Raw genomic sequence first — 22,224 nt, forward strand, 5'->3', positions numbered from 1 at the left:
GGACCGCACCACGTGCGGTCCGCCCCCTCTCTATCTCGGCGAGGAGCCTCTCTATCTCGCGGTCACCAGCGGTCGTGCACGTGCTCCTTGATCGCCTCGTCGTAGATCTCCCGCACGCCGGACGTGAAGAGCGGCCCGAGGACGCCCGTGTCGCCGGCGGCGGCGTTGAGCCGCGCCTGCTCGGGGCTGCGTGCCCCCGGGATGACCGTGGAGACCCCGGGCTGCTGCCAGACCCAGGCGATGGCCGCCTGCGCGGGCGTGAGGTCCTGGTTCAGGGCCGAGCCGGCGAGCTCCGTGAAGCGGGCGGCCGCGTCGACGCCGACGTCGAACGGCACGCCGGAGAAGGTCTCGCCGACGTCGAAGGCCTTGCCCTCGCGGTTGAACGTGCGGTGGTCGTCCTCCGAGAACGTGGTCTCGTGGGTGTACCGGCCCGACAGGAGCCCCGACGCCAGCGGCACGCGCGCGATGATGCCGACGCCGGCCGCGGAGGCCGCGGGCAGCACCCGCTCCAGGGGCTTGAGCCGGAACGCGTTGAGGATGATCTGCACGGTGGCGACACCGGGGCGCGCGATGGCGGTGAGGGCCTCCTCGACGGTCTCCACGGAGACGCCGTAGGCGGCGGTGACGCCGTCGGCCACGAGCGTGTCCAGCGCGTCGTACACCTCGTCGTCGGAGTAGACGGAGGTCGGCGGGCAGTGCAGCTGCACGAGGTCGAGGGTCTCGACGCCGAGGTTCCGGCGCGACCGGTCGGTCCACTCGCGGAAGTTCGACAGGACGTAGTTCTCCGGCACCTGGTCCATCCGCCGGCCCATCTTGGTGGCCACGGTGATGGCGTCGTCACGGTGGTCGGCGAGGAACGCGCCCAGGGCCTGCTCGCTGCGGCCGTCCCCGTAGACGTCCGCGGTGTCGAAGAACGTCACGCCGGACTCGAACGCGGCATCCAGCACGGACCGGGCCTGGTCGTCGTCGACAGTCCCCCAGTCCGCACCCAGCTGCCAGGTTCCCAGGCCGACGACCGACACCAGCCGACCGGTGCGGCCGAGCACCTGCTTCTCCATCGTTCCCCCGTTCGGTGGCACCCCGGGCACCCCGGACCCGTGGCGCGGACCCCTCGCGCGCGAGGGGACGTCTCGTCAGATATCTGGCTCTCCTACGCTACGTCGCCCGCACCGATCCGGCGTGCCGACTACGGTGTGAGCGTGAACACCGCTGACTCCCCCGCCGTCCCCGCCCCGTCGGGCCGGCAGTTCCGCATCTCCTCCGGCGAGCACCGGGCCACCGTCACCGAGGTCGGCGCGATGGTGCGCGAGTACACCGTCGCCGGCCGCGACGTGTTCGTGCCGTTCGCCGAGGACGAGGCGGCCCCCGTCTTCAACGCCGCCGTCCTCGCCCCGTGGCCGAACCGGCTGCGCGACGGCGCCTACACGACCGACGGCGTCCGGCACCAGGTGGCCGTGAGCGAGCCCGACCGCGGGACGGCGCTGCACGGCCTCGTGTGCTGGTACCGCTGGACGCCCGTCGAGGTGGCGGACGACGCGGTGACGCTCGAGCTCGCCCTCCCCGCGCAGAAGGGCTGGCCGTTCCAGCTCGTGCTCCGCACCCGGTACACGGTGTCCGACGCCGGCCTGGAGGTCGTGGTCGGCGCGCGCAACGTCGGCACCGGGACCGCGCCGTACGGCGTCGGCTTCCACCCGTGGCTGTCCACCGGCGGGGTCGCGCTCGACGAGTGCACCGTCAGCCTGGACGCGACGACGCACGTCACCGTCGACGACCGCCTGCTGCCGACCGGCGTCGAGCCCGTCGCCGGCCCGTACGACCTGCGCACCACGCGGTCGCTCGCCGGCCTGGACCTCGACGACGCGTGGACGGGCGCCACCCGCGACGACGCCGGGCTGTCCTGGGCCCGGCTCGGCCGCCCCGACGGCAGCACCGCCGCGATCTGGATGGACGGCTCCATGGACTGCTGGCAGGTCTGCTCGGCCGACCACATCGACGGCTACGAGCGGTTCGGCCTGGCCGCCGAGCCGATGAGCTGCGTGGCCGACGCGTTCAACACCGGCGAGCGCCTGGTCCGCCTCGCCCCTGGCGACGAGCACGTCGTGCGCTGGGGCGCCACCCTGCTCTGACCTGTCAGACCCGGCGCGCCGCCTACCCCGCTGTGGCCCTGACAACTCGGGGAGCCGTGCGGCGTGGGATCCTGCGTCGCGGACGGGCGTGCGGCGACAATGGCCGCGCAACTGCGAGACAGGACTTGGACGGTGAAGGCTCAGTGACCCAGACCGAGGTGCGCATCTGCGTCGTGGGCGACGAGCTCAGCGTGGGCGTCGGGGACGCCCGCGCCCTGGGGTGGACGGGGCGCGTCATGGCCCGGACCAGGTTCGGGCGGCCGGCGATGGCGTTCACGCTCGCCGTGCCCGGGGAGACCAGCTCGGCGCTCGGCGCCCGCTGGCAGGCGGAGACGGAGTCGCGCTTCGGCCCGGAGGACACGTGCGAGAACCGCCTCGTCGTCGCCCTCGGCCGGCACGACGTCGACTCGTCGCTCTCGGTGGCGCGGTCACGGCTCAACCTGGCGAACATCCTCGACGTGGCGGAGACGAGCCGGATCCCGGCGTTCGTCGTCGGGCCCCCGCCGGGGCGGCCGGAGGACGGCGGCCGCATCGCGGACCTCTCGGCCGCGTTCTCGGACGTCGCCAACCGGCGCCGCGTGCCGTACGTCGACACGTACACGCCGCTGGCGCAGCACGAGCAGTGGCTGGCCGACCTCGCGACGAACGGCTCCACCTACCCCGGGCAGGCGGGCTACGGCCTCATGGCGTGGCTCGTGCTGCACACCGGCTGGCACGCGTGGCTGGGGCTGCCCGCCGACGAGTGACGACCGCTCAGACGCCCGCCCGTTCGGCCAGGCCGCGCACGTACGCGGCCTGGCCGACGTGCTGCAGGTCGTCGCCGACGACGCTCACGAGCCGCACCCCGAGCGTGACGGGCGGGTCCCACCTCGTGTCCACCACGCGGTCCAGGTCCGAGGCGGTCACCGTCGCCAGGTAGGCGGTCGTCGCGGCGTGCACGTCGTCGAGGTAGCCCCGCAGCAGGGCCGCGTCGGCCCGGACGGTCGCGACCTGCTCCGGCGTGTGGCCGTAGCCGGTGTCCGCGACGTCGAACGGCAGCCCGAACCTCTCGGCCCAGCCGCCCGCCGCCCACCGCTGCTCGGTGCCGGCGACGTCCGCGACGTGGTCGTCCTGCACCCGCGCCAGGTGCCACACGAGCCACGCGACGGTGTTCGCCTCCGCGTCGGGGCGGTACGTCAGGCGGTCGGCCGTGGCGCCGCGCAGCACGCGGTGCGCGGTCTCGGCGATCCGCCCGAAGGCGTCGGTCAGCAGGGCGACGTGGGGTACGGACGCGTCCGTCATGGTGCTCCTCCTCCCCGGCGCCCCGGGCGGGCGCCGGTCAGCGACGGTCGACGGTGACGTGCGCGGACGTCACCGTCGCGGACAGGTACGCGGCGCTGCGGCCGCCGGCGGGCTGCTCGCCGTGGTCGACGACGAGCGTCGCGCCGGCGCTCGGCAGCACCGAGCCGTCGAGGACGACCTGGCCGGACGCGCCGCGCACCTTGAGGTTCACCGGGCTGCCCGCCGGGAGGCGCAGGTCGATCGCGCCCGAGACCGTCTTGGCCGTGATCAGCGGGCTCGCCTGGGTGGCGGTGACCGTCGCGGCCCCCGACACGGTGGTCAGGGAGACCCGCGCGAGCGCGCCGGTCAGGGCGATCGACCCGGCCGCGCTGTTCGCCGTCACGTCGCCGGTGTGCCCCTCGGCCGACAGCGCGCCCGAGACGGTCTTGAGCGACATCGGCCCGGTCGTGCCGGTCGCGCGCACGGCGCCGGTCACGGTCTTCACCGCGACCTTGCGGCCTCCGGCGACCTCGACGTCCGCGCCGAGGGTGCCGACGTCGACCGCCCCGTCGGCCGGGACGACGACGCGCACCACGGCACGCTCGCTCTGGCGCGGGTTGCGCAGCTTCGCCATGACGGAGTCGAGCACGGAGCTCTCGTAGCCCACGCGCAGCCGGTCCCCGTCGCGCACGACCTGGAGCGGCTTGGCGCTCACCTCGAGCAGCTCGATCCGCACGCCCGTCGCGGCCGGGTCGGCGACGACGTCGGCGCGCCCGTCCTGCAGGCGGAGCGTCACCCCCGTGGCCTGCTCGACGTCGATGGTCTGCGGGGCGGCGACCGCCCACGACTCCGTGCTCATGAGGCTCCCTGTGCTGCTCGGGCTGTGCTGAGGACGGGTACCACCCTGGCAGAGCCCGGGGACGTCCGGATCGGGGATGCCCCGGATTCCGACCCGGGGCCTCCGGTGTGGGACCATGGGAACCGACCCCTCGTCCATCCTTCGTGAGGAGACCACCATGAGCAAGCGCGGTCGCAAGCGCCGTAGCCGCAAGGGCAACGCCGCCAACCACGGCAAGCGTCCCAACGCCTGACGCGCCGAGGTAGTACGAAATTCGCCGAGGTAGTTCCGGTGGGCGCGTGGCCTGTGGCCACGACTCCTACCGGAACTACCTCGGCGAATTTCGTACTACCTCGGCGTGAAAGCTACTCGGCCGTGGACATCACGGTCAGCTGCGCGTGGATGCGCACCCGGAGGGTCTCCGGCGCGCGCTCCGAGCAGGAGCGGCGGACCAGCTGCTTGACGAGCTCCTCGACGCTCAGCTCGGCGAGGCACGGCGAGCAGTGCGCGACGTGCGCGCGCATCCGCTGCTCGTCCTCGGGCGTCATCTCCGAGTCGAGGAACTCGTTCAGGTGCACGAGGGCGTGCTCGCACTCGTTCTCCCCCTCGGCCCGGTCGTGCGGGATGGGGGTGACGGGGTCGGTCATGACGCTCCTCCACGAGCCGGGACCAGGCCACGCTGAGCGGCGTAGTCGGCGAGCAGCTCGCGCAGCTGCCGGCGTCCGCGGTGCAGCCGGGACATCACCGTCCCGATCGGCGTACCCATGATCTCGGCGATCTCCTTGTAGGGGAAGCCCTCGACGTCGGCGTAGTAGACGACCATGCGCCGGTCCTCGGGCAGCTCCTGCAGCGCGCGCTTGACGTCGGAGTCGGGGAGCCGGTCGAGCGCCTCGGCCTCGGCCGACCGCAGCCCCTGCGACGTGTGCGACGCGGCGCGGGCGATCTGCCAGTCCTCGACGTCCTCCGCCTGGGACTGCTGCGGCTCGCGCTGCTTCTTGCGGTAGCTGTTGATGAACGTGTTCGTGAGGATGCGGTACAGCCAGGCCTTGAGGTTGGTGCCCGGCTTGTACTGGTGGAAGGCGGCGAACGCCTTCGCGAACGTCTCCTGCACCAGGTCCTCGGCGTCCGCGGGGTTGCGCGTCATGCGCAGCGCGGCGGAGTAGAGCTGGTCCAGGTACTGCAGGGCGTCACGCTCGAAGCGCTCGGCCCGGGCCGCGGTGGTCTCTCCCTCGGGGGCACGCTCCGTGTCCTCGGGGATCTCCTCGCCGTCCGGGGTGCTCCCGCGCGGCGCGTCGCCGCTCGCCGGGCCAAGGTCCTGGGTCATCACCGTCGAGCCTAGTCCAGCCACTGGGCGGGGTCCTCCGATCCACGGGGTGTGCAGGTCTGTCGTGCGGCCGACCACCGCGTCGTCCGCGCCCGCCGTCAGGGCGTCTGCCGGGACGGCGAACAGCCGCACGGACTCGCGTCCGGGTGCGGGGACGGCGGTCGCCGTCGTCGGGGTGCGGGTGCTCACGCGGTGTGCAACCGCTGAAGGGGCCTCGACATTCCCGTGGGAGCGGCTCCGGCCGCCGGCCTCAGGAGGCCACCGGCGCGGCGAACCGTCGGCGGTAGGAGACCGGGCTGGTGCCGAGCTGGCGGGCGAAGTGGTGCCGCAGCACGGGCGCGCTGCCGAAGCCGACCACGCGCGCGATCTCGTCCACGGGCGCCTCGGTCGACTCGAGCAGCTCCTGCGCCCGTGCGACCCGCTGGCGCGCGAGCCAGGCGGCCGGCGTCGTTCCGGTCTCCTGACGGAAGCGGCGCGCGAAGGTGCGCTCGGACAGCGCGGCCCGGCGCGCCAGCCTGGACACGGTGTGCTCCTCGGCCAGGTGCTCCCGCATCCAGGCGAGCAGGCCGGCGAGCGACACGCCCTCGCGCGGCAGCGGGTCGACGACGAACTGGGCCTGACCCCCCTCGCGCTGCGGCGGCACCACCATGCGCCGCGCGACGGCGCGCGCGGCGTCGGCGCCGACCTGCGTCCGCACGAGGTGCAGCGCGGCGTCGATGCCCGCCGCGGTCCCGGCGCTGGTGAGCACGTGCCCGTCCTCGACGAAGAGCGCGTCGGGGTCGACGTCGGCGGTGGGGACCTCGGCCGCGAGCCGCTCCGTGTACATCCAGTGCGTGGTGCACCGCCGGCCGTCGAGCAGGCCTGCCCGCGCGAGCGTGAACGCGCCCGAGCAGATGGCGAACAGCCAGGCGCCGCGGTCGTGGGCCGCCCGGAGCGCGTCGACGTAGGCCTGCGGCAGCGTCTCCGCGCCGTCGTCGTCGATGCCGTACGCGACGGCGACGACGAGGTCGGCGTCGTCGAGCGCCTCGAGGCCGTGCTCGACGACGACGGGGAAGCCGCCCTTGGTCATCACGGGGCCGGGCTCGGGGGCGCAGAGGGTGAAGTCGAACGACGGGCCGCCCGTGTCGCGCCGGTCGATCCCGAACACCTCGTACGCGACGCCGAGCTCGAACGGGGCGACGCCCGGGACGACGACGGCGGCGACCTTGTGGATCATGCCGACCATGCTGCCACGGCGATGGCGGAATGTCGATGCATACTGGCACTTCTGCCACTCGTGGCAGAAGTGCGATGCGCGAAGGATTACTGCCATGACCGCACTGATCCTCGTCCTCGCCGCCCTGCTCCTCACCGCCTACGCCGCCCGCCTCGTGCGGACGGTCCGCCGCGACGGCCTCGGCACCCGCCGGCCGCCGCGCTCCCACCCCGACTGGTGGGACGGCGCGCCCGCCTGACGCCCGCCGGCGCCGCGCCCGCCGGTCGCCGCGCAAGCGCGGGTCGGCTCTGCCACAGTGGGCCCATGCTGCTGCGCCGTATCGCCCGACCCCTCCTGGCCGCCCCGTTCGTCTACGACGGGATCCAGGCCGTGCTGCACCCGGCCGAGCACGTGGACGCCGCCCGCGAGGGCTCCACGATCGTCACTGACGCGGTCGGCGCCGAGCCGCTCAGCGACCGCCAGCTCGGCCTCCTGGTGCGCGCGCACGGCGCGGTGACCGCCGTGGCCGGCGTCCTGCTCGCCGTCGGCCGCACGCCCCGCACCGCCGCGCTCGCGCTGGCCGCGCTCACCGCGCCGCTCGCCGTCGCCCACCAGCCGTTCACCAGCAGGGGGGCCGAGCGCAGCCTGCGCACCGCGGCCTTCGTCAAGGACCTCGGCAAGGTCGGCGCCGCCGTCATCGCGGGCGTCGACCTCGAGGGCCGGCCCGGCGTCACCTACCGCGTGCAGCAGGCGCGCACGCACGCCGCCCGCCTCGCGGAGGCGAAGGCCGAGACGGTCAAGGCCGCGACGAAGGGCGAGGCGGCCAAGGTCGCGGCCAAGGCCGACAAGGCGAAGGCGGCCACCAAGGCCGAGGCCGCGAGGCTGCGGGCGAAGGTCGCCGAGGCCGTCTGACGGTCCCGGACCTGGTCGGCACCGGCGAGACGGCCCGCGGTGCGTGCGGTCCGTGAACTAGCCTCGGAGCCATGACCTCAGCCGTCCCGCCGCACGCCGCCCCGCCCGCCCCCGACGTCGTCGACGAGTGGGCGGCACCGGTCGCGACGGCTCCGCTGGACGCGACGGTCGAGGTGCCGGGCAGCAAGTCGCTGACGAACCGCCTGCTGGTGCTGGCCGCGCTCGCCGACGACCCCGGCACCCTGCGCGGGGCGCTGCGCTCGCGCGACGCCGACCTCATGATCGGCGCGCTGCGGGCCCTGGGCGCCGGCATCGACGAGGGCGACGACCCGAGCACCCTGCACGTGACCCCCGGGCCGCTGCGCGGCGACGTGGACGTCGACACCGGGCTGGCGGGCACGGTGATGCGGTTCCTCCCGCCGGTCGCGGCCCTGGCCGACGGCCCGGTCCGCTTCGACGGCGACCCCGAGGCGCGGGTCCGGCCGATGCTGCCGGTGCTCGCGGCCCTGGGCAGCCTGGGCGTGCGCGTCACGTCCCCCGACGGCGGCACCCCGACGCACCTGCCCTTCACCGTGCACGGCACGGGCCGGGTGGCGGGCGGCGCGGTGGACGTCGACGCGTCGGCATCGTCGCAGTTCGTCTCGGCCCTGCTGCTCGCGGGCGCCCGCTTCGAGCGCGGCCTCACGCTGCGGCACATCGGCACCACGCTGCCGAGCGTCCCCCACATCGCCATGACCGTGGCCACCCTGCGCGACGTCGGCGTCGAGGTGGACGACTCGCGCGACGGCATCTGGCAGGTCGCCCCCGGCCCGGTCACCGCGCGCGACGTGCGGGTCGAGCCGGACCTGTCCAACGCGGCGCCGTTCCTGGCCGCGGCGCTGGTGGGCGGCGGCACCGTGCGCGTGCCGGGCTGGCCGGCGGAGACCACCCAGCCGGGCGCGCTGCTCCCGGACCTGTTCGCGGCCCTCGGGGCGCAGGCCCGCCTGGACGGCGGCGTCCTCACCGTCACCGGCACGGGCGAGGTCCGCGGGGCGGACCTGGACCTGCACGCCGCGGGCGAGCTCGCCCCCACCTTCGCCGTCCTCGCCGCGCTCGCCGACTCCCCCAGCCGCCTGCGCGGCATCGCGCACCTGCGGGGCCACGAGACCGACCGGCTGGCCGCGCTGGCCACCGAGATCACGCGGCTCGGCGGGCAGGCCGAGGAGACGCGCGACGGGCTCGTCATCACGCCGCGGCCGCTGCACGGCGGCCTGTTCCGCACCTACGCCGACCACCGCATGGCGACCTCGGCCGCCGTGCTCGGCCTGCGGGTGCCGGGGGTGCGGGTGGAGAACGTCGGCACCACGGCCAAGACCCTGCCCGGCTTCGACGTGATGTGGGAGCGGATGCTGGGGGTCGACGCCGGCCCCGTCACCGAGGGCGAGGCCTGATGGCCCGCCGCGCCGTCGACGAGCACGCGCAGTACGCGCGGCCCTCGAAGCGCGGCTCACGGCCCCGCACCAAGCAGCGCCCCGAGCACGCGGACGCCGAGGTCGGCATGGTGACCGGCGTCGACCGCGGCCGGTACACCCTCGTGGTCGACGACGGCACCGACCGCGAGCGCACCGTCCTCGCGATGAAGGCGCGCGAGCTCACGCGCACCCGCGTCGTCGTGGGCGACCGCGTCGACGTCGTCGGCGACACGTCGGGCGACGAGGGCACGCTCGCCCGCATCGTGCGGATCCAGGACCGGTCGTCCGTGCTGCGCCGCACCGCGGACGACACCGACCCCTACGAGCGCATCGTGGTGGCGAACGCCGACCAGCTCGTCGTGGTCACCGCGCTCGCCCAGCCCGAGCCGCGCACCGGCATGATCGACCGCTGCGTCGTCGCCGCCTACGACGCCGGCATGGACGTGCTGCTGTGCCTCACCAAGGCCGACCTCGCGGACCCCGCTCCCCTGCGCGACCTCTACACCCCCATCGGCGTCGAGGTCGTCGTCACGCGGCAGGACGACGCCGCGAGCGTCGAGGACGTCCGCTCCCGGCTGGCCGGGCGGACGTCCGTGCTGGTGGGGCACTCGGGCGTCGGCAAGTCGACGCTCATCAACGCCCTGGTGCCCGACGCCGACCGCGCCACCGGCGTCGTCAACGACGTCACCGGCCGTGGCCGTCACACGTCCACGTCGGCCGTCGCGCTGCGGCTGCCGGTCGGGCACGACGACCACGACGGCTGGGTGGTCGACACCCCGGGCGTCCGGTCGTTCGGGCTGGCGCACGTCGAGACGGACCACCTGCTGCAGGCGTTCGAGGACCTCGCCGAGGTCGCCGAGGACTGCCCGCGCGGCTGCACCCACCTCGCGGACGCCCCCGACTGCGCGCTCGACGACTGGCTCGCCGCGTCGTCCGACGACGAGCGCCCGGCGCGCGAGGCCCGCGTCGCGTCGTTCCGGCGCCTGCTGACCGCGCGCCACGCCGCCGACTGACCTCGCGCCGGATGGTGCGGGTGCGATTTCGGGGACCATCCACGTCCCCGTTCCCCCGGAAGTCGCGCTCACAGCGTCAGGACGCTGTTCGTCAGGTACAACTTGTCAGTCTGGGCTGACGAGTTCTACGGTGAAGAGATGTCCACCGCGCCCGATCCCGCCGCGCCCGCCGACATGCCCGTCGACACGGCCGCCGCCGCGGCGCGCGAGCTGCGCTCGCTGGTCGGGCGGCTCCGCCGCCGCTTCCTCGAGCTGAGCGACAACCAGGAGCTCACGCCGTCACAGACGTCGCTGCTCTCCCGGCTCGCCAAGCACGGCCCCGCGTCGCCCGGCGCCCTCGCCGCGGCCGAGCGGGTCCGGCCGCAGTCGCTCGGGGCGACCCTCGGCGTCGTCGCCGACCGGGGCCTCGTGCGCCGGGACCCCGACCCCGACGACGGCCGCCGCCAGGTGATCTCCCTCAGCGACGACGGGCGGGCGTTCGTCGAGGGCCGGCGCGAGGCCGGGCAGGAGTGGCTGACGCACGCGCTGCGCGACCGCCTCACCGCCGAGGAGCTGGCCACCGTGACGGCGGCCCTCGCGATCCTGGACCGGACGCTCCTCGACGCCGCGCCCACCGCCCCGGCACCCGCCCGCGAGGCCGACCGCCCGTGACCCTGCTCCACCGCCACCCCGCCCCCCGCCCGGCGGCCGCACCCCGCGGGCCGGACGGCTACGACACCCGCCTCACGCTGCCGCTCGCGCTGGGGTCGCTGCTCAACCCGATCAACTCGTCGATGATCGCGGTGGCCCTCGTGCCCATCGGGATCGCGTTCGGCGCCCCGGCCGCGCGGACGGTCTGGCTCGTCACCGCGCTCTACCTCGTGACGGCGGTGGGCCAGCCGGTGGTCGGTCGCGTGGTCGACCTCGTCGGGCCGCGGCGCCCTTACCTGGTCGGGGCCGCGCTCGTCGGCATCGCCGGCATGCTCGGAGCGCTGGCCCCGTCGCTCGGGGTGCTCGTGCTGGCCCGCGCGCTGCTCGGCATCGGCACCTGCGCCGCCTACCCGGCGGCGATGTGGCTCGTGCGGCGCGCGACCGACCGCTCCGGCGAGGACCGCGGGATCGCGACGGTGCTCACGATCCTCGCCGTCACGAACCAGGTGACGATGATCGTCGGCCCGACGCTCGGCGGGCTGCTCGTCGGCGCCGGCGGCTGGCGGGCGATCTTCCTGGTCAACGTGCCGCTCGCGGCGGCGTGCCTCGTGCTGGGCGGCCTTCGGCTGCCGCGCACGACCGCCGCCGACCTCGTCGTGCAGGACGCCGTGGACGACGCCCGGGAAGACGGCACGAGCCTCGCGACGCGCCTGGACCTGCTCGGCGTGCTGCTCTTCGCGGCCGCGCTCACCAGCCTGATGCTCGTCCTCGTCGGCGCCGCGCCCTGGTGGGTGCTCGCCGCGACCGCCGTGACCGGCGCCTGGTTCGCGCGGCACGAGCTGAGCGCCCGCCGCCCGTTCATCGACCTGCGGCTGCTCGCCGGGAACCGCCCGCTGCTGCTCACGTACGCGCGCGCCCTGCTCACCGCCACCGCCACGTACGCGTTCATGTTCGGCTACGTGCAGTGGCTCGAGCAGGGCCGTGGCCTGAGCGAGGCCACCGCGGGGCTGCTGATGCTGCCGACGTCGGTCGTCGCGGTCGCGGTCGCCTCGGCGACCGGGCGGCGCGCCCCCGTGCGGACGGCCCTGCTCGTCGGGTCGGGCTCGTTGCTGGTCGGCGGCGCGATCCTCGCCGTCGTGCAGCCCGCCAGCCCGACGTGGCTGCTCGTCCTCGCCGGCGTGGGCATCGGGGGCATGCAGGGGCTGGCCGGGCTCGCGCACCAGAAGGCGCTCGCCCGCCAGGCCGACGCCGCGACCGTCGGCGCCGCGTCCGGGCTGCTGCGCACGTTCATGTACCTCGGCGCGCTGGTGTCCACCGCGGCCATCGCGGCCCTCTACGCCGACGGCCCCACGACGGCGGGCCTGCACGACCTCGCCCTCGCGATGGCGGCCTGCGCCGTCGTCGTCGGCGTCCTCACGCTCGTCGACCGCTCCCTGCGGCGCCGTCCCACGAGCGTCCACCCCGTTCCCGCCCCTGTCCCCGCACCCGACCGAGCACCCGGAGAGCACCACTGATGACCCTCACCACCCTCGACCCCCGCACCGCCCTCGTCGTCGTCGACCTGCAGGCGGGCATCCTCGCCATGCCGACCGCGCCGCACGCCGCGGACGCCGTCCTCGCCCGCAGCGTCGAGCTCGCCGAGGCCTTCCGCGCCCGCGACCTGCCCGTCGTCCTCGTGCGCGTCACCGCGGCGCCCGACGGCGCCGACGCCGTGTCAGGTCGCACCGACGCACCGCGCGGTGCAGCCCGGCCCGACGGCTGGGACGTCCTCGCGCCGGAGCTGCACACCGCGGCGTCGGACGTCGTCGTGACCAAGCGGAACTGGGGCGCCTTCTACGGCACCGACCTCGACCTCCAGCTGCGCCGCCGCGGCGTGACGCAGGTCGTCCTGGCCGGCATCGCCACCAGCATCGGCGTCGAGTCCACGGCCCGCGCCGCCCACGAGCACGGCTACCACGTCTCCCTCGTCACCGACGCGATGGCCGACCGCTCCGCCGAGGCCCACGAGCACAGCGTCGGGCGGCTCTTCCCCCGGCTGGGCGAGTGCGGCACGACCGCCGAGCTGGTCGCCCTGCTGGGCGCCTGACCTCTCTGTCCCACCCCCGCGCGCCGGGGCCCTGGCCGGAGCGGCGGACCGCTACGGTGTGAGGCGTGTCGTACACCCAGCCGTCTCCCAGCCCGACCAGCGGGCCCGCGCGCACGTACGAGGACGACCTGCGCCTGGCCCACGTGATCGCCGACCAGGTGGACGCGATCACGATGTCCCGCTTCAAGGCCGTGGACCTGCACGTCGAGCAGAAGCCCGACGACACGCCCGTCTCGGACGCCGACCGTTCCGCCGAGGAGTTCATCCGCGCCCAGCTGCACCGCGCGCGCACCCGCGACGCGATCGTCGGCGAGGAGTACGGCTCGGCGGGCAGCGGCGCGCGGCGCTGGATCATCGACCCGATCGACGGCACGAAGAACTTCGTGCGCGGCGTCCCCGTGTGGGCCACGCTCATCGCGCTGGCCGACGGCGAGGAGGTCGTCATGGGCCTCGTCTCGGCGCCGGCGATCGGCCGCCGCTGGTGGGCGGCGAAGGGCTCGGGCGCCTGGACCGGCAAGTCCCTCGCGTCCGCGTCGCGGATGTCCGTCTCCGGCGTGAGCACGCTCGCCGACGCCTCGTTCTCGTACTCGTCCCTGTCCGGGTGGGAGGAGCACGGGAAGCTCAACGGCTTCCTCGACCTCACCCGCCAGGTGTGGCGCACCCGCGGCTACGGCGACTTCTGGTCGTACATGCTCGTCGCCGAGGGCGCCGCCGACATCGCCGCCGAGCCCGAGCTCGAGGTCTACGACATGGCCGCCCTCGTGCCCATCGTCACCGAGGCCGGCGGCCGCTTCACCGCGCTCGACGGCGCCCCCGGACCGTGGCACGGGAACGCCCTGGCCACCAACGGCAGGCTCCACGACGAGACCCTCGTCTACCTGGGCTGAACCCGCTCACGACGATCAGGGGCGCGGGATCTGGGAGATCTCGGTCGGGTCGTACCAGAGCAGGTCGCGGTCGGTGACGCGCTGCAGCGCCGCGTCCAGCGCCGCCTCGGACGTCGCGCCGACGTCGCCGGTGCGCTCGGCGTCGTTCTCCTCGTCGGCGGCGGCGAGCACCGCGCGCACGTCGTCCGCCGCCTCCGGCTCGTCGACGTGGACGGCGACGACGGCCACGCCGGTCAGGGCGGCGACGTCGACCGCGCTGGGCTCGTCGGCGCCGTCAGCCCCGGTGACCTCGGCGTCCGGCACGTCGAGCGAGACGACGACGCGGAGCGGCACGACGGCGCGACGCGAGGCCACGAGGGCCAGCGAGTCGTCCGCGGCGGCGAGGAAGGCCTCGTACTCCCGGCTCTCGTCGTCCTCGTCGGGCAGCTCGCGGGCGAGGGCGGGCGTCACCGCGTGCGCGCGGCGGGCGGGGACGTCCCACCGCGCCCCGGCGGCGGCGACCACGGCGCCCTCGAGCTCGTCCAGCGTGGCGGGAACGTAGATGCGCATGCGCACAGTCTGCCGCGAGCAGCCGCCCCGCGCTCACGCCTCCGCCGGCACCGCCGCGGCGACGGTCGCCCGCACCCGCTCGGCCAGCGCCTCGAACGCCGCCGTCACCGGCGACCCGGGAGCCTCCTCCGCGAGCGTGCGGCCCGCCAGCAGCGCGGCGTCCAGGCCGGCGGCGTCGTCGGGGACCAGGTGGACGTCCTCGACCCCGGCGTAGCGCGCCAGCGCGTCCCGCACCGCCGCCTCCGGGCGCGAGCCCACCGCCGACGCGCGCACCCGGTTCGCGACGACGACCCGCTCGCCCGCGACGGGCACCGGCACCTCGCGCAGGTCCTCGAGCCCGCGCACGAGGCGCTGGATGCCCACCGGGTCCGCCGCACCGACCACCACGACGACGTCCGCCGCCTGCAGCGCCGCGAGCGTCGCACCGTTGCGCTGCGGCGCGTGGGTGTCGTACATCAGCAGCTCGTCCGCCTCCAGGAGCGGGCCGCAGTCGACGACGGTCCAGTCGGCGAGCTCGCGCGCCCGCTCGAGGACCACCTCGACGGCGCTGGCCGGCAGCTCGGGCCACCGGGCGGCGCGCGTGATCCCCGTCAGCACCCGGAGCCTGCCGCCGACGACCGGGCTGTGCCGGGCGAGCGTCGGCAGGTCGAGCGACCCGTGCGCGGCGGCGCGGGCGGCGGCCGCCAGCCCCGGGGCGTCGTCGAGCAGGCCCAGGCGGGCCGCCACCGACGCGCCGTAGGTGTCGGCGTCCACGACCAGCGCGTGCTCGGTAGCCGTCGCCGCCGCCTCGCGACGCGCGCGACCGTGGCGGCGGCGCCCGCGCGACAGGCCGCCGAGCGCGGCCGCGAGCTCGAGCGCCGTCGTCGTGCGCCCCGGCGCGCCCACGGGGCCCCAGACCGCGACGACGCGCCCGCGGCGGGGCGTCGTGTCGTCCGCGACGACGTCCTCCAGCCCGATCCCGTCCTGGCCGGCGAGCGCCTCGTCGACGTCCTGCCCACCCTGGCCCAGCACCAGGCGGTCGGGTGCGGCGGCGCCCGGTGCCGCGTCGCGGACCGCGGCGAGCAGGAGGGCCTCGTCGTACCGCTCGACGACGGCGTCGACGCCCAGCGCGTGCAGCCTGGCCGCCGGCGCGACGTCGTCACCGAGCGCGACCACGCGGACGCCCGCGGCGCGCAGCCGGCCGACGGCCTCCCGGTCGAGGCCGGGCAGGTCGCCGGAGACCAGCGCGACGGCGCCCGCGCCGGCGGCGGCTGCCGCGAGCAGCTCCGCCACGTCGCCGCAGCGACGCGTGACGGTGGCGCCCGAGCCCGGGCCGCCCAGGGCGAGGACGACGTCGGTCTCCGCCGCGCCGCGCACCGCGCACAGGACGGTGACGCTCCCCATCAGACGCCGGCCCCGGCCTGCGGCACGACGGTCACGCTGCCGGGGACCGTCAGCGCCCGGAGGACGACGGGCAGGTCCTCGGAGGGCACGAGCACGTGCAGCGTGGCGCCGTCCGCGACGACGAGCCCGGTGCCCGCCTCGTCGACCTGCTCGACGACGACGCCCTCGACGAGCGGCGCCGGCTCCGCGGCCGGCGCGTCGGCTCCGGCGGGCGCCTCGGGCGTCGACCAGAGGTCGACGGCGGACCCGGCCTGCACGCGGGACGACATGGCCTGGTCGACGGGCACGGAGACCGAGCGCACGTCGACCTCCGCCGCGTCGCCGAGCGCCGACCGGGCGACGAGCTCGCCGTCGTCGACCACCCGCAGCGCGACGACCTCGTCGGGCAGCTCCTGGTCGGCCCGCAGGTACAGCTCCGCGCCCGCGTCGATCCTGACGTCGACCGTGCGCAGCCGGTCCACGTCCACGGTCTCGCCGGGGGTGAGCGTCCCGTCGGCCGCGTAGACCGGCACGGTGCGCCCCGCGGACGAGACCGCCCACGAGCCGAGGGCCACGGACGCGGCGACGATGACGACGCCGACGACCAGCCGGGGGTCGCGCCAGGTGGGGCGGCGCAGGCGCGCAGCCACGGGTGCCGGCAAGGGGTCGGTGCTCACGGACGTCCTCCGGGGTTGTCTGGACGCGGCCTCGGCGCAGCGTCGCGCCGGAACCTATCATCAGGCACCCCACGCGTGCTTTCGGCAACCACTGTGGACAACCGTCGCCATCGTCGATGACCGCTGTGCCAGAATTGCCCGTATGGCCAGCCGGTTCCTCTCTCTCGCGGACGTGCAGGAGATGCTCAACATCTCCAGCACCCAGGCCTACTCGCTCGTGCGCTCGGGCGAGCTGCCCGCCATCCAGGTGGGCCCCAAGAAGGTGTGGCGGGTCGAGGCGAGCAAGCTCGAGGAGTACATCGAGCACCAGTACGCCCGCACCCGCGAGCGGATCGCGTCGGGCGACCTCTGACGTCTCCGCCGGGCTCCCCCGGCAGACTCAGGCCTCGCTGACCCGCAGCAGGGCAGCGAACGGCACCGTCCGGACGACCGGCCGCGCGCGCTCCGCCTCCTCCACGTCGAGATGGTCGGCGCCCACGCGCCCGATCCGTCCGGTCACCGACCCGCCCGCCGTACGGATCAGCACCCGGGCACGGTCGCGCTGCAGCCCCCGGAGCACGTGGCCCAGCCCGAGACCGTCGGTGCGCGCCCGCGACGGCGTCGCGAGCCGGCCGAGACCGACGACGGCGGCGAGCGCGGCCGCCGGGACGAGGTGCTGGACGCTGCCGCGCGCGCCGCGCCCGTCGAGGAGCACCCACGCGTGCGCCACGCGGGCGAGCCGGCCCTCGATCCCCTCGCCGTCGAGCAGCTCGAGCCGCAGCACGGTGCCCGTCGCGGCCCGCAGCCGGTCGGTCAACGGGATCGACGCCTGCTCGGCGCGGGTCAGCTCGGCGACCGCCCCCTCCCGTTCGGCCGCCTGCTCGGCGTCGAACCGCGCCTCGAGGTCCGCGAAGAGCAGCTCCCACCTGGCCGGACCCGCGGATGTCATGAGGCTCCTCTCGTCGGGGTCGGTGCCCACAGGATGCCCGGGTGGACAGATCCGGCACCAGTCCGCTTCAATATGCACCATCAGAACACATCAACCGCTATCAACCTGCATCATAGTGAACGATCCGGGATGACGGCGGAGGGACGAAGGAGACCTCGATGTCCGGCAGCACGCAGCGCGACCGGTTCGCACGGCCGGGTGGGCTCGGGCGGCTCGCCGTCCTCACGGTCGCCGCCGCGGGCGTGGGCGCCGCCCTGCTGCTGCGCGCGGCCGCCGTCACCCCACGGACCACCACCGCGGCCACCGGCCTCACCGTCGACCGGTGGGTCGAGCTCGCCGTGCTCGCCGCCGGGCTCCTCGCCGCGGCATGGCTCGCCCTGAGCGGGGCGCTCGCCCTGACCTGCGTCGCCGCGTCGCTGCTCGGCCGCCGGTGGCGTGCCGGTGAGGCCGCCGTGGAGCGGCTCGCGCCCGCCACCGTCAGGCGGCTCGTCCGGACCGCCGTCGGCGCCGGCGTCGGTGCCGGCCTCACGCTCGCCCCGACCGTCGCCCTGGCGGCCGACCTCCCGCCCACCCCGCCGGCCGACCACGGAGCGTCGGTCGTCCTCGACCTCGGCTGGCAGCCCACCGCCACCGAGCCCGAGGCACCGGCCGACGGAGGCGTCGAACGCCCGGCGGAGGAGGACACGCTCGTCGAGGAGGTCGTGGCCGCCCCGATCGCACACCGTGCCGCCGACGACGCCACCGACCGCGCCGACGAGGCGGCCGACGACGAAGCCGACGGAGGGCCGACCCGCGTCGTGCACCGCGGCGACACGCTGTGGGACATCGCGGCCCAGGCGCTCGGCGGCTCCCCCACCGACGCGGAGATCCTCCGCGAGGTGACGCGCTGGCACACGGAGAACCGCCACGTCATCGGCGCCGACCCCGACCACCTCCTGCCCGGCCAGATCCTGCGCGCCCCGGCCTGACGGCCCCGACGTCCCACGACTCCCGCACCATCCACCGGAGGGCAACATGACCGCGACGACGACCGCGCCGACCACGCCGGAGACGGCGGCACCCGCCGAGCGGGGCACCACCGCCCCCGGGACCGCACCGGACGGCGCGACGGCGACGCCCGGCACCGTCCCGGGCACCCTGTCGAGCCGCCCCGCGGCGGCCGCGGCTCAGGACGACGGCGCGCCCTCGCCGCGCGCGCTCCGGGTGTCGACCCCGCCGCGACCCTCGGGTCCGGCGGGCTACCCCGAGGCCGGCACCCGACCGGCGCCGCGGCCGCGGCGGGTGCGGGTCGGCGCCCCGGGCGTCCGTCGCGGCCCGGGCGACGACGAGGACCTCACGGCGCGGCCGATGCGGGAGGCCGAGCCCGCGCCGCTGCCCGACCCGACGGCGCAGTGCTGCACGGTCGTGCGCGCCGCGGTCGAGGTCCTGCGCGGGGAGCGGCCGGCGACGCAGCTCGCCCGCTGGGTCACGCCGCAGGTGCGCGACCAGCTCGCCGAGCGTGCCCGGATCGGCCTGGCCCGCGCGCCTCTGCGGGACGAGGAGGCCCACCGACCCGTCCAGGTGCGGCGCGTGCGGCTGGTCCGCCTGGGCGACGACGTGGCCGAGGCGACCGTCGTCCTGGACGACGACGGCCGGGTGCGCGCCGCTGCCGTCCGGCTGGAGGCGCGCCGGGGCACTTGGCGGGTCGCCGTCCTCGAGGTGGGCTGACCGGACCCCGCGAGATAAAGAAGCCCTCCCCGCGAGATAGAGAAGCCCTCCCCGCGAGGAGGGCTTCTCTATCTCGTGGGGAGGGCTTCTCTATCTCGCGGGAGGGTCACTCCTCGTTGATGCCGTGGCAGACCTTGTACTTCTTGCCGGAGCCGCAGGGGCACTGGGCGTTGCGCGGCGTGCCGGGGAAGGTCCGGCCGTCGCTGGTCGCCGCGGTGGCCTCGCCGTGCAGCTCGCGGCGCGAGCGGCGCGTGGGGGCGCCCGTCGTCGTCGTGGAACCGTCCTCGCTCGGCGACGAGTAGGACAGGCGCTGCGGCGCCGGGGCGTCGAGCCCCTTGGCCAGGAGCACCGGCTCCTCCGCCCCGGCGGGCTCCGCCGCGGCCGGCTCGGGCTCGGCCGGGGCCTCGGGCTCGGCGACCGGCGCGGCCTCGGCGGCCGGCGCCGTCCCGCCCGCCACGACCTGGCCCGCGTCGGACTGCGCGGCGGCCGCGGCGCTGGCCGCCGAGATCACCGGGGCACCGGGGGCGCCCTGGGCGCCGGGCTGCTGCACCTGCACGTCCAGGTTGAACAGGAACCCGACCGACTCCTCCTTGATGGACTCGGTCATCGCCTGGAACAGCTGGAAGCCCTCGCGCTGGTACTCGATCAGGGGGTCGCGCTGCGCCATCGCGCGCAGGCCGATCCCCTCCTTGAGGTAGTCCATCTCGTAGAGGTGCTCGCGCCATTTGCGGTCCAGCACCGAGAGCACGACGCGGCGCTCGAGCTGGCGCATCGCGGGCTCGCCCAGGGTCTCCTCGCGCGCCTGGTAGGCCACGCGGGCGTCCGAGAGCAGCTCCTCGAGGATCATCTCGTGGCTCAGCCGACCGACGCCGCCCGCCTCCTCGACCACGTCCTCCGGCGTGATCGACACCGGGTACACGGACTTCAGCGCCGTCCACAGCGCGTCCAGGTCCCAGGCCTCGGGGTTGCCCTCGGCGGTCGCGCCGTCGACGTACGCGGTGACGACGTCCGTGAGGAAGTGCTGCACCTGGTCCTCGAGGTCCTCGCCCTCGAGGACGCGCTTGCGCTCCGCGTAGATGACCGAGCGCTGCCGCGACAGGACGTCGTCGTACTTGAGGACGTTCTTGCGGATCTCGAAGTTGCGGGCCTCGACCTGCGACTGGGCGCTCTGGATGCCGCGCGTCACCATCTTCGACTCGAGCGGCATGTCGTCGGGGAAGCCGGCGCGGTCCATCATCGAGGACGCGAGGCCGGAGTTGAACAGGCGCATGAGGTCGTCCTGCATGGACAGGTAGAACCGCGACTCGCCCGGGTCGCCCTGACGGCCGGAGCGGCCGCGCAGCTGGTTGTCGATCCGGCGCGACTCGTGCCGCTCCGTGCCCAGCACGTAGAGGCCGCCGAGCTCGGTGACCTCCTCGTGCTCCGAGGCCACCGCCTGCTTGGCCTTCTCGAGCACGTCCGGCCACGCCGCCTCGTAGGCCTCCGGGTCCTCCCCCGCGTCGAGGCCGCGCTGGGCCATCTCGGTGACGGCGAGGAACTCGGCGTTGCCGCCGAGCATGATGTCGGTGCCGCGGCCGGCCATGTTGGTGGCGACGGTGACAGCGCCCTTGCGGCCGGCCTGCGCGACGACGGACGCCTCGCGCTCGTGCTCCTTCGCGTTCAGGACGCTGTGCGGCACGCCCGCCCGCTTGAGCAGCCCCGACAGCAGCTCGGACTTCTCGACGCTCGTGGTGCCGACCAGCACCGGCTGACCCTTGGCGTGGCGCTCGACGATGTCCTCGACGACGGCGTTGAACTTGCCGTCCTCGTTCTTGTAGACGAGGTCGGCCTGGTCCATGCGGATCATGGGCCGGTTCGTGGGGATCGGCACCACGCCCAGCTTGTAGGTGCCCTGGAACTCGGCGGCCTCGGTCTCGGCCGTACCGGTCATGCCGGACAGCTTGCCGTAGAGGCGGAAGTAGTTCTGCAGCGTGATCGTGGCGAGCGTCTGGTTCTCCGCCTTGATCTGCACGCCCTCCTTGGCCTCGATGGCCTGGTGCATGCCCTCGTTGTAGCGGCGGCCGGCGAGGATGCGGCCGGTGTGCTCGTCGACGATCATGACCTCGCCGTTGAGCACCACGTAGTCCTTGTCGCGCTTGAACAGCTCCTTCGCCTTGATGGCGTTGTTGAGGAAGCCGATCAGCGGGGTGTTCAGCGACTCGTACAGGTTGTCGATGCCGAGGTAGTCCTCGATCTTCTCGATCCCGGGCTCGAGCACGCCGACGGTCTTCTTCTTCTCGTCGACCTCGTAGTCCTTCTCGACCTCGAGGCGACGCACCACCTTGGCGAACTCCGTGTACCAGCGGTTCGCGTCCCCGGAGGCGGGGCCCGAGATGATGAGCGGGGTGCGGGCCTCGTCGATGAGGATCGAGTCCACCTCGTCCACGATGGCGAAGTGGTGGCCGCGCTGCACCAGGTCGTCGGGCGACCAGGCCATGTTGTCGCGCAGGTAGTCGAACCCGAACTCGTTGTTCGTGCCGTACGTGATGTCGGCCGCGTACTGCTTGCGGCGCTCGTCCGGCGTCTGGCCCGAGACGATGACGCCCGTCGTCATCCCGAGGAAGCGGTAGACGCGGCCCATGAGGTCGCCCTGGTACTTCGCGAGGAAGTCGTTGGTCGTGACGACGTGCACGCCCTTGCCCTCGAGGGCGTTGAGGTAGGCGGCGGTCGTGGCCACGAGCGTCTTGCCCTCACCGGTCTTCATCTCGGCGATGTTGCCGAGGTGCAGGGCGGCGCCACCCATGAGCTGCACGTCGAAGTGCCGCTGGCCGAGGGTGCGGCGCGCGGCCTCGCGCACCGCGGCGAACGCCTCGGGCAGCAGCTCGTCGAGCGTGGTGCCGTGCTCGAGGCGCTCCTTGAAGCGGTCGGTCTCCTCGTGCAGCTCGGCGTCGCTCAGCTCCTCGAAGCTGGGCTCGAGCCGGTTGACCTGCTGGGCCAGGCTGTTGAGCTTCTTGACAATCCGGCCCTCGCCAAGACGGAGGACCTTCTCGAGGATCGCAGGCACGCAGTACTCCAGGGTCGGTGGCGCCCCGGGGATGGCCGGGACCGTGCGGCGTGACGACGGGCGACGACGGACGGTCAGGACCGCACGTCCGCGCCGTCGCCTGGGTCACACCGGCCCCATCCTAGGCGGATCACCTGAGAGTCCGGCACGGGTTCGCGACGGACGAACGGCCCGTCGCGCCCCGTCCGGACGCTGTGAGCGGGCGTTCGGCCCGGTCTCGGCGCGAGGACCGGGCC

The 22,224-nt window shown here is 75.0% G+C and carries 25 protein-coding genes; 14 read left to right on the forward strand and 11 right to left on the reverse strand.

Translation table 11 applies throughout. The annotated features are described in order from the left end of the window. Positions 1–62: 62 nt before the first annotated feature. Complete coding sequence (locus tag ACFCZN_RS20270) at positions 63–1,058, reverse strand: aldo/keto reductase (RefSeq protein WP_429767046.1); 996 nt, start codon at positions 1,056–1,058, stop codon at positions 63–65. Positions 1,059–1,199: 141 nt separating this feature from the next. Between ACFCZN_RS20270 and ACFCZN_RS20275 the strand changes: the two genes are divergently transcribed. Further along, a complete protein-coding gene (locus ACFCZN_RS20275; protein WP_430557954.1) occupies positions 1,200–2,126 on the forward strand; it encodes an aldose 1-epimerase family protein in 927 nt (308 codons plus the stop codon). A 143-nt stretch (positions 2,127–2,269) separates the two neighbouring features. Then, a complete protein-coding gene (locus tag ACFCZN_RS20280; protein WP_430549018.1) occupies positions 2,270–2,872 on the forward strand; it encodes a GDSL-type esterase/lipase family protein in 603 nt (200 codons plus the stop codon). A 7-nt stretch (positions 2,873–2,879) separates the two neighbouring features. Here ACFCZN_RS20280 and ACFCZN_RS20285 read toward each other — a convergent pair whose 3' ends face one another. Together ACFCZN_RS20285 and ACFCZN_RS20290 are read right to left on the reverse strand one after the other, a co-directional pair. Continuing rightward, the gene (locus ACFCZN_RS20285) at positions 2,880–3,407 is read right to left on the reverse strand and encodes a DinB family protein (protein ID WP_430557955.1); all 528 of its coding nucleotides are present in this window, start codon (positions 3,405–3,407) and stop codon (positions 2,880–2,882) included. Positions 3,408–3,444: 37 nt separating this feature from the next. Beyond that, a complete protein-coding gene (locus tag ACFCZN_RS20290; protein ID WP_430557956.1) occupies positions 3,445–4,245 on the reverse strand; it encodes a DUF4097 family beta strand repeat-containing protein in 801 nt (266 codons plus the stop codon). Between the two features lie 157 nt (positions 4,246–4,402). On the opposite strand from ACFCZN_RS20290, the gene ACFCZN_RS20295 reads away from it, so the two are divergent. After that, positions 4,403–4,477 carry a 50S ribosomal protein bL37 gene (locus ACFCZN_RS20295; RefSeq protein ID WP_099052597.1) on the forward strand — a complete coding sequence of 25 codons (75 nt, stop codon included), beginning with the start codon at positions 4,403–4,405 and terminating at the stop codon, positions 4,475–4,477. 112 nt (positions 4,478–4,589) lie between these two features. Here the strand turns inward: ACFCZN_RS20295 and rsrA are convergent, their stop codons facing one another. The 3 genes from rsrA to ACFCZN_RS20310 all read right to left on the reverse strand — a co-directional run bounded on the left by rsrA (position 4,590) and on the right by ACFCZN_RS20310 (position 6,764). Continuing rightward, the gene (gene rsrA / locus ACFCZN_RS20300) at positions 4,590–4,871 is read right to left on the reverse strand and encodes a mycothiol system anti-sigma-R factor (protein WP_429767053.1); all 282 of its coding nucleotides are present in this window, start codon (positions 4,869–4,871) and stop codon (positions 4,590–4,592) included. Further along, on the reverse strand, positions 4,868–5,548 hold the full coding sequence (locus ACFCZN_RS20305; RefSeq protein WP_429767054.1) for a sigma-70 family RNA polymerase sigma factor: 681 nt from the start codon (positions 5,546–5,548) through the stop codon (positions 4,868–4,870). The genes rsrA and ACFCZN_RS20305 overlap by 4 nt, the downstream gene beginning before the upstream one ends. Positions 5,549–5,798: 250 nt before the next feature. Continuing rightward, positions 5,799–6,764 carry a helix-turn-helix domain-containing protein gene (locus ACFCZN_RS20310; protein ID WP_430557957.1) on the reverse strand — a complete coding sequence of 322 codons (966 nt, stop codon included), beginning with the start codon at positions 6,762–6,764 and terminating at the stop codon, positions 5,799–5,801. A gap of 94 nt (positions 6,765–6,858) precedes the next feature. Here ACFCZN_RS20310 and ACFCZN_RS20315 point away from each other — a divergent pair, with 94 nt between their 5' ends. The 8 genes from ACFCZN_RS20315 to hisN all read left to right on the forward strand — a co-directional run bounded on the left by ACFCZN_RS20315 (position 6,859) and on the right by hisN (position 13,722). Beyond that, positions 6,859–7,002, forward strand: coding sequence for a hypothetical protein (locus ACFCZN_RS20315; RefSeq protein ID WP_429767058.1), 144 nt, complete (start codon positions 6,859–6,861; stop codon positions 7,000–7,002). Between the two features lie 65 nt (positions 7,003–7,067). Further along, positions 7,068–7,655: a DoxX family membrane protein gene (locus ACFCZN_RS20320; RefSeq protein ID WP_429767060.1), complete on the forward strand. Its 588-nt coding sequence runs from the start codon at positions 7,068–7,070 to the stop codon at positions 7,653–7,655. Between the two features lie 71 nt (positions 7,656–7,726). Next, the gene (gene aroA, locus ACFCZN_RS20325; RefSeq protein ID WP_430557958.1) at positions 7,727–9,085 is read left to right on the forward strand and encodes a 3-phosphoshikimate 1-carboxyvinyltransferase; all 1,359 of its coding nucleotides are present in this window, start codon (positions 7,727–7,729) and stop codon (positions 9,083–9,085) included. Then, a complete protein-coding gene (gene rsgA, locus ACFCZN_RS20330) occupies positions 9,085–10,119 on the forward strand; it encodes a ribosome small subunit-dependent GTPase A (protein ID WP_429767064.1) in 1,035 nt (344 codons plus the stop codon). The genes aroA and rsgA overlap by 1 nt, the downstream gene beginning before the upstream one ends. Positions 10,120–10,257: 138 nt before the next feature. Beyond that, entirely contained in the window at positions 10,258–10,770 is a 513-nt protein-coding gene (locus ACFCZN_RS20335) for a MarR family winged helix-turn-helix transcriptional regulator (RefSeq protein WP_430557959.1), read from the forward strand. After that, positions 10,767–12,263 carry an MFS transporter gene (locus ACFCZN_RS20340; RefSeq protein ID WP_430557960.1) on the forward strand — a complete coding sequence of 499 codons (1,497 nt, stop codon included), beginning with the start codon at positions 10,767–10,769 and terminating at the stop codon, positions 12,261–12,263. Before ACFCZN_RS20335 ends, ACFCZN_RS20340 begins: the two co-directional genes overlap by 4 nt. Continuing rightward, a complete protein-coding gene (locus ACFCZN_RS20345) occupies positions 12,263–12,835 on the forward strand; it encodes a hydrolase (protein ID WP_430557961.1) in 573 nt (190 codons plus the stop codon). The genes ACFCZN_RS20340 and ACFCZN_RS20345 overlap by 1 nt, the downstream gene beginning before the upstream one ends. 65 nt (positions 12,836–12,900) lie before the next feature. Next, positions 12,901–13,722 (forward strand): histidinol-phosphatase, encoded by an 822-nt coding sequence (gene hisN / locus ACFCZN_RS20350; protein ID WP_429767069.1) that lies wholly within the window; start codon positions 12,901–12,903, stop codon positions 13,720–13,722. Between the two features lie 15 nt (positions 13,723–13,737). Here the strand turns inward: hisN and ACFCZN_RS20355 are convergent, their stop codons facing one another. The 3 genes from ACFCZN_RS20355 to ACFCZN_RS20365 are packed head-to-tail and all read right to left on the reverse strand — an operon-like array spanning position 13,738 to position 16,310. Beyond that, on the reverse strand, positions 13,738–14,271 hold the full coding sequence (locus tag ACFCZN_RS20355; protein ID WP_430557962.1) for a DUF6912 family protein: 534 nt from the start codon (positions 14,269–14,271) through the stop codon (positions 13,738–13,740). A 33-nt stretch (positions 14,272–14,304) separates the two neighbouring features. Continuing rightward, on the reverse strand, positions 14,305–15,654 hold the full coding sequence (locus ACFCZN_RS20360; RefSeq protein WP_430557963.1) for a CpaE family protein: 1,350 nt from the start codon (positions 15,652–15,654) through the stop codon (positions 14,305–14,307). Next, entirely contained in the window at positions 15,654–16,310 is a 657-nt protein-coding gene (locus ACFCZN_RS20365) for a hypothetical protein (protein WP_429767073.1), read from the reverse strand. Before ACFCZN_RS20365 ends, ACFCZN_RS20360 begins: the two co-directional genes overlap by 1 nt. A gap of 142 nt (positions 16,311–16,452) precedes the next feature. Between ACFCZN_RS20365 and ACFCZN_RS20370 the strand changes: the two genes are divergently transcribed. Continuing rightward, the gene (locus tag ACFCZN_RS20370; protein ID WP_429735024.1) at positions 16,453–16,662 is read left to right on the forward strand and encodes a helix-turn-helix domain-containing protein; all 210 of its coding nucleotides are present in this window, start codon (positions 16,453–16,455) and stop codon (positions 16,660–16,662) included. A 27-nt stretch (positions 16,663–16,689) separates the two neighbouring features. Here the strand turns inward: ACFCZN_RS20370 and ACFCZN_RS20375 are convergent, their stop codons facing one another. After that, complete coding sequence (locus ACFCZN_RS20375; RefSeq protein ID WP_429767075.1) at positions 16,690–17,238, reverse strand: hypothetical protein; 549 nt, start codon at positions 17,236–17,238, stop codon at positions 16,690–16,692. Between the two features lie 158 nt (positions 17,239–17,396). Between ACFCZN_RS20375 and ACFCZN_RS20380 the strand changes: the two genes are divergently transcribed. Then, positions 17,397–18,206 (forward strand): LysM peptidoglycan-binding domain-containing protein, encoded by an 810-nt coding sequence (locus ACFCZN_RS20380; protein WP_430557964.1) that lies wholly within the window; start codon positions 17,397–17,399, stop codon positions 18,204–18,206. Positions 18,207–18,252: 46 nt separating this feature from the next. Continuing rightward, positions 18,253–18,945, forward strand: a complete 693-nt coding sequence (locus ACFCZN_RS20385) for an Rv3235 family protein (protein WP_430557965.1) — start codon at positions 18,253–18,255, stop codon at positions 18,943–18,945. Between the two features lie 106 nt (positions 18,946–19,051). Here the strand turns inward: ACFCZN_RS20385 and secA are convergent, their stop codons facing one another. Beyond that, positions 19,052–21,988, reverse strand: coding sequence for a preprotein translocase subunit SecA (gene secA, locus ACFCZN_RS20390; RefSeq protein ID WP_430557966.1), 2,937 nt, complete (start codon positions 21,986–21,988; stop codon positions 19,052–19,054). Positions 21,989–22,224: the final 236 nt, after the last annotated feature.

It is taken from the genome of Isoptericola sp. NPDC056134 (genome assembly GCF_042264825.1).
GTDB classification, from domain to species: Bacteria; Actinomycetota; Actinomycetes; order Actinomycetales; family Cellulomonadaceae; genus Isoptericola; species Isoptericola nanjingensis.